At 47.4% G+C, this 13,793-nt stretch carries 28 protein-coding genes; all 28 read left to right on the top strand.

Annotated elements, in window-relative coordinates:
- The first annotated feature begins 30 nt into the window (after positions 1-30).
- The 28 genes from rplC to rplQ all read left to right on the top strand — a co-directional run bounded on the left by rplC (position 31) and on the right by rplQ (position 13,687).
- Positions 31-690, top strand: a complete 660-nt coding sequence (rplC, locus tag H0G69_RS08710; protein WP_006500623.1) for a 50S ribosomal protein L3 — start codon at positions 31-33, stop codon at positions 688-690.
- Between the two features lie 22 nt (positions 691-712).
- The gene (rplD, locus tag H0G69_RS08705; protein WP_033934653.1) at positions 713-1,336 is read left to right on the top strand and encodes a 50S ribosomal protein L4; all 624 of its coding nucleotides are present in this window, start codon (positions 713-715) and stop codon (positions 1,334-1,336) included.
- On the top strand, positions 1,336-1,629 hold the full coding sequence (rplW, locus tag H0G69_RS08700) for a 50S ribosomal protein L23 (RefSeq protein WP_006500620.1): 294 nt from the start codon (positions 1,336-1,338) through the stop codon (positions 1,627-1,629). Before rplD ends, rplW begins: the two co-directional genes overlap by 1 nt.
- A gap of 23 nt (positions 1,630-1,652) precedes the next feature.
- Positions 1,653-2,501, top strand: coding sequence for a 50S ribosomal protein L2 (gene rplB, locus H0G69_RS08695; protein WP_033934652.1), 849 nt, complete (start codon positions 1,653-1,655; stop codon positions 2,499-2,501).
- A gap of 40 nt (positions 2,502-2,541) precedes the next feature.
- On the top strand, positions 2,542-2,823 hold the full coding sequence (gene rpsS / locus H0G69_RS08690) for a 30S ribosomal protein S19 (RefSeq protein ID WP_033934651.1): 282 nt from the start codon (positions 2,542-2,544) through the stop codon (positions 2,821-2,823).
- 16 nt (positions 2,824-2,839) lie between these two features.
- A complete protein-coding gene (gene rplV / locus H0G69_RS08685) occupies positions 2,840-3,187 on the top strand; it encodes a 50S ribosomal protein L22 (RefSeq protein ID WP_006500617.1) in 348 nt (115 codons plus the stop codon).
- Between the two features lie 11 nt (positions 3,188-3,198).
- Positions 3,199-3,852 carry a 30S ribosomal protein S3 gene (gene rpsC, locus H0G69_RS08680; protein WP_006500616.1) on the top strand — a complete coding sequence of 218 codons (654 nt, stop codon included), beginning with the start codon at positions 3,199-3,201 and terminating at the stop codon, positions 3,850-3,852.
- Positions 3,853-3,868: 16 nt separating this feature from the next.
- Complete coding sequence (gene rplP, locus H0G69_RS08675) at positions 3,869-4,300, top strand: 50S ribosomal protein L16 (RefSeq protein ID WP_033934650.1); 432 nt, start codon at positions 3,869-3,871, stop codon at positions 4,298-4,300.
- Positions 4,290-4,496, top strand: coding sequence for a 50S ribosomal protein L29 (rpmC, locus tag H0G69_RS08670; RefSeq protein ID WP_006500614.1), 207 nt, complete (start codon positions 4,290-4,292; stop codon positions 4,494-4,496). The genes rplP and rpmC overlap by 11 nt, the downstream gene beginning before the upstream one ends.
- A gap of 24 nt (positions 4,497-4,520) precedes the next feature.
- Positions 4,521-4,781 (top strand): 30S ribosomal protein S17, encoded by a 261-nt coding sequence (rpsQ, locus tag H0G69_RS08665; protein WP_006500613.1) that lies wholly within the window; start codon positions 4,521-4,523, stop codon positions 4,779-4,781.
- Positions 4,782-4,847: 66 nt separating this feature from the next.
- Positions 4,848-5,216, top strand: coding sequence for a 50S ribosomal protein L14 (rplN, locus tag H0G69_RS08660; protein WP_006500612.1), 369 nt, complete (start codon positions 4,848-4,850; stop codon positions 5,214-5,216).
- A gap of 31 nt (positions 5,217-5,247) precedes the next feature.
- Positions 5,248-5,556, top strand: a complete 309-nt coding sequence (gene rplX / locus H0G69_RS08655; protein WP_006500611.1) for a 50S ribosomal protein L24 — start codon at positions 5,248-5,250, stop codon at positions 5,554-5,556.
- A 28-nt stretch (positions 5,557-5,584) separates the two neighbouring features.
- A complete protein-coding gene (gene rplE, locus H0G69_RS08650) occupies positions 5,585-6,127 on the top strand; it encodes a 50S ribosomal protein L5 (RefSeq protein ID WP_006500610.1) in 543 nt (180 codons plus the stop codon).
- Between the two features lie 17 nt (positions 6,128-6,144).
- Positions 6,145-6,330, top strand: a complete 186-nt coding sequence (locus H0G69_RS08645; protein WP_074504970.1) for a type Z 30S ribosomal protein S14 — start codon at positions 6,145-6,147, stop codon at positions 6,328-6,330.
- 30 nt (positions 6,331-6,360) lie between these two features.
- Positions 6,361-6,759: a 30S ribosomal protein S8 gene (gene rpsH, locus H0G69_RS08640; RefSeq protein ID WP_033934649.1), complete on the top strand. Its 399-nt coding sequence runs from the start codon at positions 6,361-6,363 to the stop codon at positions 6,757-6,759.
- A 28-nt stretch (positions 6,760-6,787) separates the two neighbouring features.
- Positions 6,788-7,324 (top strand): 50S ribosomal protein L6, encoded by a 537-nt coding sequence (rplF, locus tag H0G69_RS08635; protein ID WP_034539406.1) that lies wholly within the window; start codon positions 6,788-6,790, stop codon positions 7,322-7,324.
- Positions 7,325-7,381: 57 nt separating this feature from the next.
- Positions 7,382-7,747 carry a 50S ribosomal protein L18 gene (rplR, locus tag H0G69_RS08630; RefSeq protein WP_033934647.1) on the top strand — a complete coding sequence of 122 codons (366 nt, stop codon included), beginning with the start codon at positions 7,382-7,384 and terminating at the stop codon, positions 7,745-7,747.
- 21 nt (positions 7,748-7,768) lie between these two features.
- Positions 7,769-8,278, top strand: coding sequence for a 30S ribosomal protein S5 (gene rpsE, locus H0G69_RS08625; RefSeq protein ID WP_033934646.1), 510 nt, complete (start codon positions 7,769-7,771; stop codon positions 8,276-8,278).
- A gap of 14 nt (positions 8,279-8,292) precedes the next feature.
- The gene (gene rpmD / locus H0G69_RS08620; RefSeq protein ID WP_006500605.1) at positions 8,293-8,475 is read left to right on the top strand and encodes a 50S ribosomal protein L30; all 183 of its coding nucleotides are present in this window, start codon (positions 8,293-8,295) and stop codon (positions 8,473-8,475) included.
- Positions 8,476-8,507: 32 nt separating this feature from the next.
- The gene (gene rplO, locus H0G69_RS08615; RefSeq protein ID WP_006500604.1) at positions 8,508-8,942 is read left to right on the top strand and encodes a 50S ribosomal protein L15; all 435 of its coding nucleotides are present in this window, start codon (positions 8,508-8,510) and stop codon (positions 8,940-8,942) included.
- Positions 8,943-10,241, top strand: coding sequence for a preprotein translocase subunit SecY (gene secY, locus H0G69_RS08610; protein WP_180304714.1), 1,299 nt, complete (start codon positions 8,943-8,945; stop codon positions 10,239-10,241). It abuts the gene before it with no gap.
- A gap of 27 nt (positions 10,242-10,268) precedes the next feature.
- On the top strand, positions 10,269-10,919 hold the full coding sequence (locus tag H0G69_RS08605) for an adenylate kinase (protein WP_278499236.1): 651 nt from the start codon (positions 10,269-10,271) through the stop codon (positions 10,917-10,919).
- A 137-nt stretch (positions 10,920-11,056) separates the two neighbouring features.
- Positions 11,057-11,275, top strand: a complete 219-nt coding sequence (infA, locus tag H0G69_RS08600) for a translation initiation factor IF-1 (RefSeq protein WP_006500601.1) — start codon at positions 11,057-11,059, stop codon at positions 11,273-11,275.
- A 39-nt stretch (positions 11,276-11,314) separates the two neighbouring features.
- Positions 11,315-11,431, top strand: coding sequence for a 50S ribosomal protein L36 (rpmJ, locus tag H0G69_RS08595; RefSeq protein ID WP_006500600.1), 117 nt, complete (start codon positions 11,315-11,317; stop codon positions 11,429-11,431).
- Between the two features lie 29 nt (positions 11,432-11,460).
- Positions 11,461-11,826 carry a 30S ribosomal protein S13 gene (gene rpsM / locus H0G69_RS08590; protein WP_006500599.1) on the top strand — a complete coding sequence of 122 codons (366 nt, stop codon included), beginning with the start codon at positions 11,461-11,463 and terminating at the stop codon, positions 11,824-11,826.
- A 30-nt stretch (positions 11,827-11,856) separates the two neighbouring features.
- Complete coding sequence (gene rpsK, locus H0G69_RS08585) at positions 11,857-12,246, top strand: 30S ribosomal protein S11 (RefSeq protein ID WP_006500598.1); 390 nt, start codon at positions 11,857-11,859, stop codon at positions 12,244-12,246.
- Positions 12,247-12,328: 82 nt separating this feature from the next.
- The gene (locus tag H0G69_RS08580) at positions 12,329-13,273 is read left to right on the top strand and encodes a DNA-directed RNA polymerase subunit alpha (protein ID WP_006500597.1); all 945 of its coding nucleotides are present in this window, start codon (positions 12,329-12,331) and stop codon (positions 13,271-13,273) included.
- Between the two features lie 30 nt (positions 13,274-13,303).
- Positions 13,304-13,687, top strand: coding sequence for a 50S ribosomal protein L17 (rplQ, locus tag H0G69_RS08575; RefSeq protein ID WP_033934643.1), 384 nt, complete (start codon positions 13,304-13,306; stop codon positions 13,685-13,687).
- Positions 13,688-13,793 lie beyond the last annotated feature (106 nt).

The raw sequence follows: 13,793 nt of genomic DNA, 5'->3' as shown, positions 1-13,793 counted from the left end.
ACTAATAACAAATAAATTGGAGGTGTACTCATGACCAAAGGAATCTTAGGCAAGAAGGTCGGGATGACGCAAGTTTTCGCTGACAACGGTGAATTGGTTCCAGTTACGGTAATCGACGTAACGCCAAACGTTGTTATGCAGGTTAAGACGGTTGAAAACGACGGCTACAGTGCTGTTCAACTTGGTTTTGACGACAAGCGCGAAATCTTAAGCAACAAGCCCGAACAAGGTCATGCAGCAAAAGCAAACACGACCCCTAAGCGCTTCATCGGTGAAATCCGCGACGCTGAACTGGGGGACGACATTAAAGTCGGTGACGAAGTTAAGGCAGACATTTTCGCGGAAGGCGAAACTGTTGATGTAACGGGTATCACTAAGGGTCATGGTTACCAAGGTAACATCCACAAGGACGGCCAACGTCGTGGCCCTATGGCTCACGGTTCTCGTTACCACCGTCGTCCAGGTTCGTTGGGTGCCATCATCAACCACGTATTCAAGGGTAAGGCATTGCCAGGTCGCATGGGTGGCAACACTGTTACCATGCAACACTTGAAGGTTGTAAAGGTTGATCTGGAAAACAACGTACTGCTGATCAAGGGTAACGTTCCAGGTGCTAACAAGTCCTACGTTACGATTAAGAACTCTGTGAAGGCCAACACTAAGAAGAGCCTGAGCAAGCAACACAACTAATCAGAAGGGAGGAAGAAAGTAAATGACAAGCGTTGCATTATTTAAGCAAGACGGTAGCCAAAACGGCACCATCGAATTGAACGCAGACATCTTTGGTATTGAACCAAACGAAAACGCTGAATACGAAGCCATCCTGCGTCAACGCGCATCCATGCGTCAAGGTACGCACGCCGTTAAGAACCGCTCCGCAGTTCGCGGTGGTGGTAAGAAGCCATGGCGTCAAAAGGGTACGGGTCGTGCTCGTCAAGGCTCCATCCGTGCACCACAATTCCGTGGTGGTGGTATCGTCTTCGGACCTACTCCACGTTCATACAACTTCAACCTGCCACGCAAGGTTCGTCAACTGGCTATCAAGTCAGCTCTGTCCCAAAAGGTTGCTGATGAAAAGTTTGTTGTAGTTGAATCCATCAACTTCGACGCACCAAAGACGAAGGAATTTGCCGGCGTTATGAACAACCTGAAGGTTTCTGAAAAGGTCCTGGTCGTTGTTTCTGACGAAGACAAGAACGCTGCTCTGTCTGGTCGCAACCTGGTTAACACCACGGTCGTAACTCCAGCTGGCGTTAACATTCTGAACGTCGTTGACAGTCAAAAGATTGTCATCACGAAGTCAGCCCTTTCTCAAGTAGAGGAGGTGCTCGCATAATGGAAGCACGCGATATCATTTTGCGCCCAGTTATCACTGAAGCATCAACTGCAGTGATGGACGAAAAGCGCTACACGTTTGACGTTGACTTGCGCGCTACTAAGACGCAAGTTAAGAACGCCGTAGAAGAAATCTTTGACGTTAAGGTCGTTAAGGTTAACATCATGAACCTGAAGGGCAAGAAGAAGCGTCAAGGCCGTTACGTTGGCTACACTAAGCGCCGTCGCAAGGCCATCGTTACTCTGTCAGCTGATTCTAAAGAAATCAAGCTGTTCGGTGACGACAACGAATAAATTCTAGATAGGAGGAAAACACAGTGGGAATTCGCAAATACAAGGGTACCACTAATGGTCGCCGTAATATGACCGGATTCGACTTCGCTGAAATCACGAAGACGACCCCGGAAAAGTCTTTGCTGGCACCATTAAAGCACACCGCTGGTCGTAACAACTACGGTCATATGACTGTTCGTCACCGTGGTGGCGGTACGAAGCGTCAATACCGGATCATCGACTTCAAGCGGATCAAGGACAACGTTCCTGCAACCGTTAAGGCTATCGAATACGATCCAAACCGTACTGCTAACATCGCTCTGCTGGTTTACGCAGATGGTGTTAAGTCATACATCCTGGCTCCTAAGGGCCTGAAGGTTGGTATGCAAGTTCAATCCGGTCCAGATGCCGACATCAAGGTTGGTAACGCACTGCCATTGAAGAACATTCCAGTTGGTACTGTTATTCACAACATCGAACTGAAGCCAGGCAAGGGTGGTCAAATTGCTCGTTCTGCCGGTGCTTCTGCACAGCTGCTTGGTAAGGAAAGTGACAAGTACGTTCTGGTTCGTCTGGCTTCTGGTGAAGTTCGGATGATTCTGGCTGCTTGCCGTGCTACGATCGGTGTTGTCGGCAACGACGAACATGCCCTGATCATCAAAGGTAAGGCTGGTCGTACTCGTTACGCAGGTCAACGTCCACACGTTCGTGGTTCTGTAATGAACCCTAACGATCACCCACATGGTGGTGGTGAAGGTAAGGCTCCAGTTGGTTTGCCATCTCCTCTGTCTCCATGGGGTAAGAAGACTGTTGGTAAGAAGACTCGCTCACACAAGGCACGTTCGAACAAGTTCATCGTTCGTGGTCGCAAGCGTGGTCCACACACTCGTTAATGAGTAACAAATAGCTAATTACCCGAGAGGAGGTACAACAATGGGTCGTAGTTTAAAGAAGGGACCTTTCGCCGACGCTTCTCTGTTGAAGAAGGTTGACGCACAAAAGGATAACGAAAAGAAGACGGTTATTAAGACCTGGTCACGCCGTTCCACGATTTACCCAAGCTTCATTGGTTACACTTTCGCCGTTTACGATGGTCGTAAGCACGTGCCAGTTTACGTACAAGAAGACATGGTAGGCCACAAGCTGGGTGAATTCGTACCAACGCGGACTTTCCGTGGTCACGCCGGTGATGACAAGAAGACGGGCAAGAAGTAAGGAGGAAATTTGATCAATGGCTGAAAACATTACGTCAGCTAAGGCAACGGCCAAGATGGTCCGGGTTTCCGCTCGCAAGGTTCGTCTGGTTCTTGACACCATTCGCAACAAGAGCGTTGCCGAAGCATTTGCTATTCTGAAGTTCACTCCCAATGGTGCTGCTTCAGACGTCGAAAAAGTATTAAAATCTGCAGTTGCTAACGCCGAAAACAACTTTGACTTGGATCGGGCTTCATTGGTAGTTAGCGAAGCCTTTGCCAACGAAGGACCAACCCTGAAGCGGTTCCGTCCACGTGCCAAAGGTTCAGCTTCTCCAATCAACAAGCGGACCAGCCACATTACGGTTGTTGTAACTGAAAAGTAGGAGGGATAATAGTGGGTCAAAAGATTAATCCTAATGGTTTCCGTGTTGGGGTCATTCGCGACTGGACTGCTAAGTGGTACGCCGAAAAAGACTACGCCGCTTACCTGAGCGAAGACCTTCGGATCCGTAAGTACATTGAAAAGCGACTTGCTGACGCCTCTGTTTCAACTATCGAAATTGAACGGGCTGCTAACCGCGTAAACGTTTCAATTCACACTGCCAAGCCAGGTATGGTTATCGGTAAGGGTGGCTCTGAAGTTGAAGCACTCCGCAAGGAACTTAACGCCTTGACTGGCAAGCGCGTCCACATTAACGTGGTTGAAATTAAGAAGCCAGACTTAGACGCACACCTGGTAGGTGTAAGCGTTGCTGAACAACTTGAAGCACGTGTTGCTTTCCGTCGTGCTATGCGTGGTGCCATCCAACGTGCTATGCGTGCCGGTGCTAAGGGTATCAAGATTCAAGTTGCCGGTCGTCTGAACGGTGCCGACATGTCTCGGATTGAATCATACTCCGAAGGCACTGTTCCACTGCACACTCTGCGTGCCGACATCGACTACTCATGGGATGAAGCACGGACTACGTACGGTGCACTGGGTATCAAGACCTGGATCTACCGTGGCGAAGTTTTGCCAGAGAAGCAAGCAAACAAAAACACTAAGTAAGGAGGGGAAATAAAACATGCTAGTACCTAAGCGAGTAAAGCACCGCAAGGTTCAACGTGGCCACATGCGTGGTGAAGCCAAGGGTGGCAAGAACGTAACGTTTGGTGAATTTGGTCTGAAGGCTCTGGATTCCCACTGGATCTCCAACCGTCAAATCGAAGCCGGCCGTATTGCTATTACGCGTCACATGAAGCGTGGTGGTAAGGTCTGGATCAAGATTTTCCCTCACCTTTCCTACACTAGCAAGGGTGTTGGTGTCCGGATGGGTAATGGTAAGGGTGCTCCTGAAGGCTGGGTAGCCCCAGTTAAGCGCGGCAAGATTCTGTACGAAGTTGCCGGCGTGCCTGAAGACGTTGCCCGCGAAGCCCTGCGCTTGGCCGGCAGCAAGATGCCAGTTCGCACTAAGATCGTAAAGCGTGAGGAAGGTGGACAATCTAATGAAGACTAAAGATTATGTTCAAGAACTGAATGGATTAACCACTGAGCAATTGCTTGACCGTGAAAAGGAATTGAAGGAACAATTGTTTAACTTACGTTTCCAATTAGCAACCGGCCAGTTGGAAAACACTGCAAGCCTTAAGAGCGTTCGCAAGAACATTGCACGGGTTAAGACAGTTCTTCGTCAACAAGAATTAAACAAATAAGAATACGAAAAGGAGGATTAGCGCATGAGTGATGAACGTAATGCACGTAAGGTCTACCAAGGCCGCGTTGTTTCCGACAAGATGGACAAGACCATCACTGTCGTAATCGACACTTACAAGAGTGCCCCAGTTTACGGCAAGCGTGTACGGTACTCAAAGAAGTACTACGCTCACGATGAAAACAACGAAGCAAAGTCCGGCGATACGGTTGAAATCATGGAAACTCGGCCTCTGTCTGCTAAGAAGCGTTTCCGTCTGGTTAAGATCGTTAAGAAAGCTGATTAATCCCGCTTTGTGATGATTTCGTATTCTTAATTATTCTTACTTACTGATGGAAGGAGGACACTAACAGTGATTCAACAGGAAAGTCGGTTGAAGGTCGCTGACAACTCAGGTGCCCGCGAAATCTTGGTAATCAAGATCTTGGGTGGTTCCCGTGTTAAGACCGGTAATATTGGTGACATTATTGTCGCTACTGTAAAACAAGCAACACCAGGTGGCGTTGTCAAAAAGGGTGACGTTGTAAAGGCCGTCGTTGTACGGACGAAGCATGGTCTGCACCGTAAGGACGGTTCATACATCAAGTTTGACGAAAACGCTGCTGTCCTGATCAACAACGACAAGAGCCCTAAGGGTACCCGTATTTTTGGCCCAATCGCTCGTGAGCTGCGTGATGATGACTTTATGAAGATCATCTCCCTGGCTCCAGAAGTTCTGTAAGATTAACCGAAAATAAGGAGGTGCACACCACATGTTTTTAAAGACAGGTGACAAGGTTCGCGTCATCGCCGGTAAGGACAAGGGCAAGGAAGGTACCATCAAGAAGGTCCTGGTCAAGGAAAACCGTGTGATCGTTGAAGGCGTTAACCAAATCAAGAAACATCAAAAGCCAAACAACGCTAACCCAAACGGTGGGATTATTGATGCAGAAGCACCAATCCAAGCATCTAACGTTATGCTGATTGACCCATCTACCAACGAACCTACTCGTGTTGGTTTCAAGGTCGTTGACGGTAAAAAAGTTCGTGTTGCCAAGAAGTCTGGCAAGACGATCGACTAAAAATTAGGGGAAGGAGGAATTATTGCTCATGGAAAACCGTTTAAAAGCAAAGTACGAAAGTGAAGTACGTCCAGCTTTGACTGACAAGTTCAACTACACTTCTGTAATGGCTGTTCCTAAGATCGACAAGATCGTTTTGAACATGGGTGTCGGTGACGCTACTCAAAACTCCAAGCTGTTGGATGAAGCTGTTGAAGAACTGGGTCTGATTGCTGGTCAAAAGCCACTGATCACTAAGGCTAAGAAGTCCATCGCCGGCTTCCGTCTGCGTGAAGGTATGTCCATCGGTGCCAAGGTTACGCTGCGCGGTACTCGTATGTACGACTTCCTGGACAAGCTGATCAACGTTTCACTGCCACGTGTTCGTGACTTCCATGGTGTATCAAACAAGTCATTTGATGGTCACGGTAACTACACGTTGGGTGTTCGCGAACAACTGATCTTCCCAGAAATCGACTACGACAAGGTTAACCACGTTCGCGGTCTGGACATTGTTATCGTTACGACTGCCAACTCTGATGAAGAAGGTCATGAATTGCTTGCTCAAATGGGCATGCCATTCGCTAAGTAATTAAGGAGGTCCACAAATTGGCTAAAAAATCAATGATCGCTAAGTGCAACCGCCCAGCCAAGTACTCCACGCGTGCCTACACGCGTTGTGTTCGTTGTGGCCGTCCGCACTCCGTTTACCGTAAGTTCCACCTATGCCGGATTTGCTTGCGTCAACTTGCCCATGAAGGACAAATTCCTGGTATGAAGAAGGCTAGCTGGTAAACAAATCACCGACAAAGGAGGAAAATATCGATGTCTATGAGTGATCCAATTGCAGATTTTCTGACTCGGATTCGCAATGCCAACATGGCACACCACGATTCTGTAGAAGTACCTGCATCAAAGATGAAGAAGGACATCGCTGAAATCTTGAAGCAAGAAGGTTTCATTCGCGATGTTGAATACGTTGAAGACAACAAGCAAGGCATCATCCGCGTATTCCTGAAGTACGGCAAGGATGGCGAACGTGTCATTTCTGGTCTGAAGCGGATTTCAAAGCCTGGCCTGCGTTCTTACGTTAAGGCTGACGCTGTGCCAAAGGTTCTCAATGGTTTGGGTATTGCCATCATCTCAACTTCTGAAGGGGTTGTGACTGACAAGGTTGCCCGTGCTAAGAAAATCGGTGGCGAAGTTATCGCCTACATTTGGTAATTAATAAAATAAGATCGGAGGTGTACACATGAGTCGTATTGGTTACAAGGCAATCGAACTGCCACAAGGCGTAGAGGTTTCTCAATCAGGCAACGTCGTAACTGTTAAGGGGCCTAAGGGTACTCTGAGTCGCGAAATCTCCCCATTGATCAAGATGAACGTTACTGACAGCGAAGTAACGTTTGAACGGGAAAATGACGACAAGAAGGCTAAGATGGTCCACGGTACTACGCGTGCTAATGTTAACAACATGATCGAAGGTGTTGTCAACGGGTTTAAGAAGACTCTGAAGCTGGTCGGTGTTGGTTACCGTGCTCAAGCCAAGGGTAGCAAGCTGATCCTGACTGTTGGTTACTCCAACCCAGTTGAAATGGAAAAGCCAGAAGATCTGGAAGTTAACGTTCCAGACAACACGACGATTGAAATCAGCGGTATCAACAAAGAACACGTTGGCCAATTTGCTGCCGAAGTTCGTGCCGTTCGTTCACCAGAACCTTACAAGGGTAAGGGTATTCGTTACGAAGATGAATACATCCTGCGTAAGGAAGGTAAGACTGGTAAGTAATCGTCTAGCAGCTTAGCTGCATAAATAATTTAAAACCAAAATTAAAAGAATCAAGAGGTGACAGTTGTGATTTCTAAACCAGATAAGAACAAGATCCGTCAACGCCGTCACATGCGCGTTCGCGGTAAGATCTCTGGTACTGCAGAGCGCCCACGTTTAAGTGTTTACCGTTCTAACAAAAACATTTACGCTCAATTGATTGATGACGTAAAGGGTGTGACGCTCGCAAGTGCCTCAACTCTCGACAGTGAAGTCAGTGGCAACACTAAGACGGAACAAGCTGCCGGTGTTGGTGCTCTGATCGCTAAGCGCGGTGTAGAAAAGAACATCAGCAGCGTTGTTTTTGACCGTGGTGGTTACCTGTACCATGGTCGTGTACAAGCCCTGGCTGAAGCAGCTCGTGAAAACGGTCTGCAATTCTAAGGAAAAGGAGGAATAACCTGTATGGCATCACAATCTTACATTGACCCATCCAAGTTGGATCTGGAAGATCAAGTCGTTTCGATCAACCGGGTTACCAAGGTTGTTAAGGGTGGTCGTCGTCTGCGCTTTGCCGCTTTGGTAATTGTCGGCGACAAGAAGGGTCACGTTGGTTTTGGTACTGGTAAGGCTCAAGAAGTTCCAGAAGCTATCCGTAAGGCTTCTGCAGCTGCTCAAAAGAACCTGATTGAAGTTCCAATCGTTGGTACGACCATTCCTCACGAAGTTATTGGTACTTTCGGTGGTGGCAAGATCATGCTCAAGCCAGCCGTTGAAGGTTCTGGGGTTGCTGCCGGTGGTGCAGTTCGTAACGTTATGGAACTGGCCGGCGTTGCCGACGTTACTTCCAAGCGTTTGGGCTCCAACACGCCAATCAACGTTGTTCGCGCAACGTTTGAAGGTCTGAAGGCTCTGAAGAGTGCCGAAGAAGTTTCTCAACTTCGTGGCGTCTCCGTTGATCACCTGGCAGAATAAGGAGGACATAGATCATGGCTAAAGTTAAAGTTACTTTGATCCACAGTGTTGCCCACCGTAAGCCAACTCAACGTCGTACGGTTAAGGCATTGGGTCTGGGCAAGATCGGCAGCTCCAATGTCCTGCCAGACAACGCGGCAACGCGTGGTGCAATCTTTAAGGTTGCTCACTTGGTTTCCATTGAAGAAGTCAAGTAATTAAAAATCTACAATAAGGAGGTGCCTACCTAATGAAATTAAACGAATTGAAGCCAGCTGCTGGTTCCCGTTTCAAGCGTCTGCGTAAGGGTCGTGGTCTGTCATCTGGTCACGGTTTCACTTCTGGTCGTGGTACTAAGGGTCAAAAGGCTCATGGTAAGACTCGTCTGGGCTTTGAAGGGGGCCAAATGCCTCTGTACCGTCAAATGCCAAAGCGTGGTTTCAGCAACATCAACCGTAAGGAATACGCTATTGTAAACCTGACGACGCTGAACCGTTTTGATGATGGTGCCGAAGTTACGCCAGCTGTTCTGCTGGAAAACGGCGTGATCAAGAACGTTAAGAGCGGTGTTAAGATTCTGGGCAATGGTAAGTTGACCAAGAAGCTGACCGTTAAAGCCAACAAGTTTTCTGCTTCAGCTGTTAAGGCAATTGAAGCTGCTGGTGGTAAAACTGAGGTGATGTAATTGTTCACAACCGTCAAAAATGCATTCAAGGTTAAGGATATTCGTAAGAAGATTCTATTCACCTTGTTTGTACTGATTGTTTACCGGTTAGGTGCCTCTATTACAGTACCCGGTGTAAATGCTGCTGCCTTAGAGCAGATCTCTAGTACCGGCTTGGCATCAATCTTGAACACTTTCAGTGGTGGCGGTTTGGATAACTACTCATTATTTGCGATGGGGGTTTCCCCGTACATCACGGCTCAAATCGTAGTCCAACTTCTTCAAATGGATATCGTTCCTAAGTTTGTCGAATGGAGCAAACAAGGGGAAGTTGGTCGACGGAAGCTTAATCAGGCTACGCGATGGTTAACGATCGTTCTTGGTTTTATCCAATCGATTGGGATCACCGCGGGCTTTAACGCATTAAGCACGATTAAACTGGTTAACAATCCGGGGGTGGAAACCTATATCACGATTGGTCTGATCTTAACTGCCGGAACCATGTTTGCTACTTGGTTAGGGGACATAATTACCGAGCGCGGTCTCGGTAATGGTGTTTCAATGCTGATCTTTGCTGGGATCATCGCTGAAATGCCAAGTGGGATCAAGCAGTTATGGAACGATCAGATCACTGGTGAATCTGGCGCAAACCTCTGGATGGGAATTGGCTTTATTGCCCTAGTTGTGGTTGCGATATTGGCAATCGTGACGTTCGTTACCTGGTTTCAACAGGCTGAACGGCGTTTGCCGATTCAATACACGCGGCGAACAACTACTTCGCCGTCAAACAGTTATCTTCCATTAAAGATCAACGTTTCTGGGGTGATTCCGGTGATCTTTGCCGGCTCGTTTATCTCGACGCCGCAAACGATCTTAATGGCCTTTCAGCAAAATCATAGTCAAGATACCTGGTATCAGGTTATGACAACGATTTTTAATATGCAGTCTGGTCCAGGCATTGCGCTGTATGTATTTTTGATTGTTGTATTTACCTTTTTCTACGCCTTTGTTCAAGTTAATCCAGAAAAACTCGCGGAAAACTTGCAAAAGCAAGGCAGCTACATCTCTGGCGTTTGGCCGGGCAAAGGCACGCAGGACTTTGTTTCAGGACTGTTGATGCGTTTGTCGACGGTTGGATCGTTATTCTTGGGATTGATTTCATTGATTCCACTGCTGGCCAGCAACATCTGGAACCTTAGCCAATCAATTGGTTTAGGTGGTACCAGTTTGTTGATTGTCGTTCAAATTGCCTTGGACGTTGTTCGGCAGATGCGTAGTTTAACGATGAAGCGTGAGTATATTGGATTTATCCGCGAATAAAATAGGAGGAATTGGCAAATGAGTACGATGAACCTCGTTTTGATGGGTCTGCCTGGTGCCGGTAAAGGTACGCAAGCCCAAGAAATCGTCAAGGACTTTGATATCCCACATATTTCAACCGGTGATATCTTCCGGGCAGCAATCAAGAACGAAACGCCAATGGGTCTGGAAGCCAAAAAATATATCGATAAAGGCGAATTGGTCCCTGACGAAGTTACGAATGGCATTGTGAAGGAACGTTTGGCTCAAGATGACACCAAACAAGGTTTCATGTTGGATGGCTTCCCTCGCAACTTGGCGCAAGCCGAAGCCCTCAACAAGATGTTGGCTGATGATGGCCGTAAGTTGGATGCAGTAATCGACATTGATGTTAACCCTGAAGTGCTGGTTAAGCGTCTGAGCAGCCGAATCATTTGCCGGAAGTGTGGTACGACCTACAACACGCTTTCCAACCCGCCAAAGGTTGAAGGTACTTGTGATGTCTGTGGTTCCCACGACTTCTACCAACGTGATGATGATAAGCCCGCAACCGTTAAGAACCGGTTAGACGTCAACATTAAACTGAACACGCCACTGATCGACTTTTACAAGCAAATGGGGATTCTCCATGAGATCGATGGTGAACAAGACATCGATAAGGTTTATCAAGCCGTTAAGGAAGTTCTGACTAGCCTTTAAGACTCATTGTTAGTTGAATCCTTGCGTAATTGTGTACTCTATGGTATACTACGCAAGGTTTATCTAGCTTGCAGTGGAAGGCGCCTGCCGCTTTCCACCGTTTTTACGTAATTTTACCGGCAAGGAGGAACCGTTCAGTGGCAAAGGCCGATGTTATCGAAGTCGAAGGTAAGGTTACCGAAACCCTGCCTAACGCAATGTTTAAAGTTGAATTGGAAAATGGGGTTGAAATCCTGGCACATGTCTCAGGCAAGATCCGGATGCACTACATCAAGATCCTGCCTGGTGATCGTGTAAAGGTTGAAATGTCCCCATATGATCTGACCAAAGGCCGGATTACTTTCCGCTTCAAATAAGTCTTTAGTCTAAAATCATTTTTAGGAGGATTATTTACAATGAAAGTACGACCATCAGTAAAGCGGATGTGCGAAAAGTGCAAGATCGTCAAGCGCAATGGTCGGGTAATGGTAATTTGCCCTAACCCAAAGCACAAACAACGTCAAGGCAAGTAATTATATTTTAGAATTGGAGGTGTAACTCAATGGCTCGTATCGCAGGTGTCGACTTACCTCGTGACAAGCGAATCGTAATCGGCTTAACTTACATTTATGGTATTGGTAACACGACTGCTAAGAAGGTTCTGGCTGCTGCCGGTGTTTCTGAAGACATTCGTGTCAAGGACCTGACGCCAGAACAAGAAGAAAAGATCCGTGGTCAAGTAGACCAACTCAAGGTTGAAGGTGACCTTCGTCGTGAAGTTTCCCTGAACATCAAGCGTCTGCAAGAAATCGGCTCTTACCGTGGCATGCGTCACCGTCGTGGTCTGCCAGTTCGTGGTCAACACACTAAGAACAACGCACGGACTCGCAAGGGCAAGGCTGTCGCTATCGCCAACAAGAAGAAGTAATCAATACTATAAAGGAGGTTAGTTAGTTTTATGGCAACCAAAAAAGGTTCACGCAAGCGTCGTGCAAAAAAGAATGTTGAAACTGGTGTTGCACACATTCACTCAACTTTCAACAACACGTTGATCATGATCACTGATGTGCAAGGCAATGCCGTTGCTTGGTCCTCAGCCGGTGTGCTGGGCTTCAAGGGCTCTCGTAAGTCTACGCCATTTGCTGCTCAAATGGCTTCTGAAGCTGCTGCCAAGCAAGCAATGGAACACGGTATGAAGACGGTTGAAGTTGAAGTTAAGGGCCCTGGTTCGGGTCGTGAATCAGCTATCCGTGCTCTGCAAGCAACTGGTCTTGAAGTTACTGCCATCCGGGACGTAACTCCAGTGCCACACAATGGTTCTCGTCCTCCAAAGCGTCGTCGTGTCTAATCGCATCAACGGCGAAATTATCATTGGCCAGGTGCTTTTAAACAATCTACGGACCACGTTTTGAAAGGGGAAACAGAGTAGAATGATCGAATTTGAAAAACCAAACATTCACAAAGTCGAAGAAACTGACAACTACGGTAAGTTTGTTGTCGAACCACTAGAGCGTGGCTATGGGACCACTCTGGGGAATTCTCTTCGTCGTGTAATGATGGCTTCTCTGCCAGGTGCCGCAATTACCAGTATCCAAATCGACGGTGTGCTTCATGAGTTCAGTACCGTTCAAGGCGTTACGGAAGACGTTACGCAGATCATCTTGAATCTCAAGAAGGTTTCTTTGAAGATTGAATCTGAAGATGCCAAAGATTTGGAATTGGATGTCAAGGGTCCTGCAGAAGTAACTGCCGGTGACATCCAAGGCGATGGCGACGTTACGATCTTGAACCCTGACTTGCATATTGCAACGGTCGCCGATGGGGCTGAACTGCACATCATGATGACGGCTGATAAGGGTCGTGGCTATGTACCAGCCGATCAAAACAAGCTGCGTTTGAGCGGTCTTGAAATTGGAACTTTGCCAATTGACTCCATCTACACCCCTATCGAACGGGTCAACTACACCGTAGAAAACACGCGGGTCGGCCAAAGCAACGACTTTGACAAGTTGACGTTGGATGTCTGGACGGATGGTTCATTGACCCCAACGGCTGCTATTAGTCTTGCTGCCAAGATCTTGACTGAACACTTGGAGATGTTTGTCAACCTGACTGAAGAAGCAAAAGATGCCAAAGTGATGGTTGAACGCGAAGAAACTCACCAAGAAAAGGTACTCGACAAGACGATTGAAGAACTGGATCTGTCGGTTCGTTCTTACAACTGCTTGAAGCGTGCTGATATTCAAACTGTTAAGGACCTGACTGAACGGACTGAAGCTGATATGATGAAGGTCCGCAACCTGGGTCAAAAGTCCTTAGAAGAAATCAAGCTGAAGCTGGCCGACTTGGGCGTAGGCTTCCGCCAAGAAGACTAATTAAAACAATTAAAAGGAGGGAACCACTTCATGAGTTACCGTAAATTAGGACGTACTAGTTCACAACGTAAGGCTTTATTACGTGATTTGACCACTGACCTGATCGTCAACGGCAGCATCAAGACTACCGAAGCTCGCGCTAAGGAAGTTCGCAAGACTGCTGATAAGATGATTACGCTGGCAAAGCGTGGCGACTTGGCTTCTCGTCGTCAAGCAGCTGCTTTCCTGCGCAATGTCGTTGCTGACGTTAAGGAAGATGGCGACAACGTTCGCGTACAATCAGCTCTGCAATACCTGTTTGAAGAGCTGGCACCAAAGTTTGCCGACCGTAAGGGTGGTTACACGCGGATTCTGAAGACCATGCCTCGCCGTGGTGACGGTGCACAAATGGTTGTTCTGGAATTTGTCGACTAATCATTTTCGTCAATTCAATACGTAATAAAGAATCACTACAGCTGGTGGTATAGAGCGCTACGATGGTGGAATCATAATTCCTAGTCTAGCTCGAATGCGGGACGTT

The organism is Limosilactobacillus mucosae, from assembly GCF_013423865.1.
In the GTDB taxonomy this organism is placed as follows: domain Bacteria; phylum Bacillota; class Bacilli; order Lactobacillales; family Lactobacillaceae; genus Limosilactobacillus; species Limosilactobacillus mucosae.
Note: the sequence above shows the minus strand (reverse complement) of the source record. Positions and strands in the feature narration are given on the sequence as shown.

Bases quoted from the DNA above. Each gene is read 5' to 3' on its own strand.
- rpsH (WP_033934649.1), top strand. From the start codon at position 6,361: ATGTCTATGAGTGATCCAATTGCAGATTTTCTGACTCGGATTCGCAAT.
- rpsQ (WP_006500613.1), top strand. From the start codon at position 4,521: ATGAGTGATGAACGTAATGCACGTAAGGTCTACCAAGGCCGCGTTGTT.
- H0G69_RS08605 (WP_278499236.1), top strand. From the start codon at position 10,269: ATGAACCTCGTTTTGATGGGTCTGCCTGGTGCCGGTAAAGGTACGCAA.
- rplV (WP_006500617.1), top strand. From the start codon at position 2,840: ATGGCTGAAAACATTACGTCAGCTAAGGCAACGGCCAAGATGGTCCGG.
- rplE (WP_006500610.1), top strand. From the start codon at position 5,585: ATGGAAAACCGTTTAAAAGCAAAGTACGAAAGTGAAGTACGTCCAGCT.
- rpsK (WP_006500598.1), top strand. From the start codon at position 11,857: ATGGCAACCAAAAAAGGTTCACGCAAGCGTCGTGCAAAAAAGAATGTT.
- rplP (WP_033934650.1), top strand. From the start codon at position 3,869: ATGCTAGTACCTAAGCGAGTAAAGCACCGCAAGGTTCAACGTGGCCAC.
- rplX (WP_006500611.1), top strand. From the start codon at position 5,248: ATGTTTTTAAAGACAGGTGACAAGGTTCGCGTCATCGCCGGTAAGGAC.
- H0G69_RS08580 (WP_006500597.1), top strand. From the start codon at position 12,329: ATGATCGAATTTGAAAAACCAAACATTCACAAAGTCGAAGAAACTGAC.
- rpmD (WP_006500605.1), top strand. From the start codon at position 8,293: ATGGCTAAAGTTAAAGTTACTTTGATCCACAGTGTTGCCCACCGTAAG.
- rpmJ (WP_006500600.1), top strand. From the start codon at position 11,315: ATGAAAGTACGACCATCAGTAAAGCGGATGTGCGAAAAGTGCAAGATC.
- rplF (WP_034539406.1), top strand. From the start codon at position 6,788: ATGAGTCGTATTGGTTACAAGGCAATCGAACTGCCACAAGGCGTAGAG.
- rpsE (WP_033934646.1), top strand. From the start codon at position 7,769: ATGGCATCACAATCTTACATTGACCCATCCAAGTTGGATCTGGAAGAT.
- rplC (WP_006500623.1), top strand. From the start codon at position 31: ATGACCAAAGGAATCTTAGGCAAGAAGGTCGGGATGACGCAAGTTTTC.
- rplD (WP_033934653.1), top strand. From the start codon at position 713: ATGACAAGCGTTGCATTATTTAAGCAAGACGGTAGCCAAAACGGCACC.
- rplW (WP_006500620.1), top strand. From the start codon at position 1,336: ATGGAAGCACGCGATATCATTTTGCGCCCAGTTATCACTGAAGCATCA.
- rpmC (WP_006500614.1), top strand. From the start codon at position 4,290: ATGAAGACTAAAGATTATGTTCAAGAACTGAATGGATTAACCACTGAG.
- rpsM (WP_006500599.1), top strand. From the start codon at position 11,461: ATGGCTCGTATCGCAGGTGTCGACTTACCTCGTGACAAGCGAATCGTA.
- rplO (WP_006500604.1), top strand. From the start codon at position 8,508: ATGAAATTAAACGAATTGAAGCCAGCTGCTGGTTCCCGTTTCAAGCGT.
- rplQ (WP_033934643.1), top strand. From the start codon at position 13,304: ATGAGTTACCGTAAATTAGGACGTACTAGTTCACAACGTAAGGCTTTA.
- rpsS (WP_033934651.1), top strand. From the start codon at position 2,542: ATGGGTCGTAGTTTAAAGAAGGGACCTTTCGCCGACGCTTCTCTGTTG.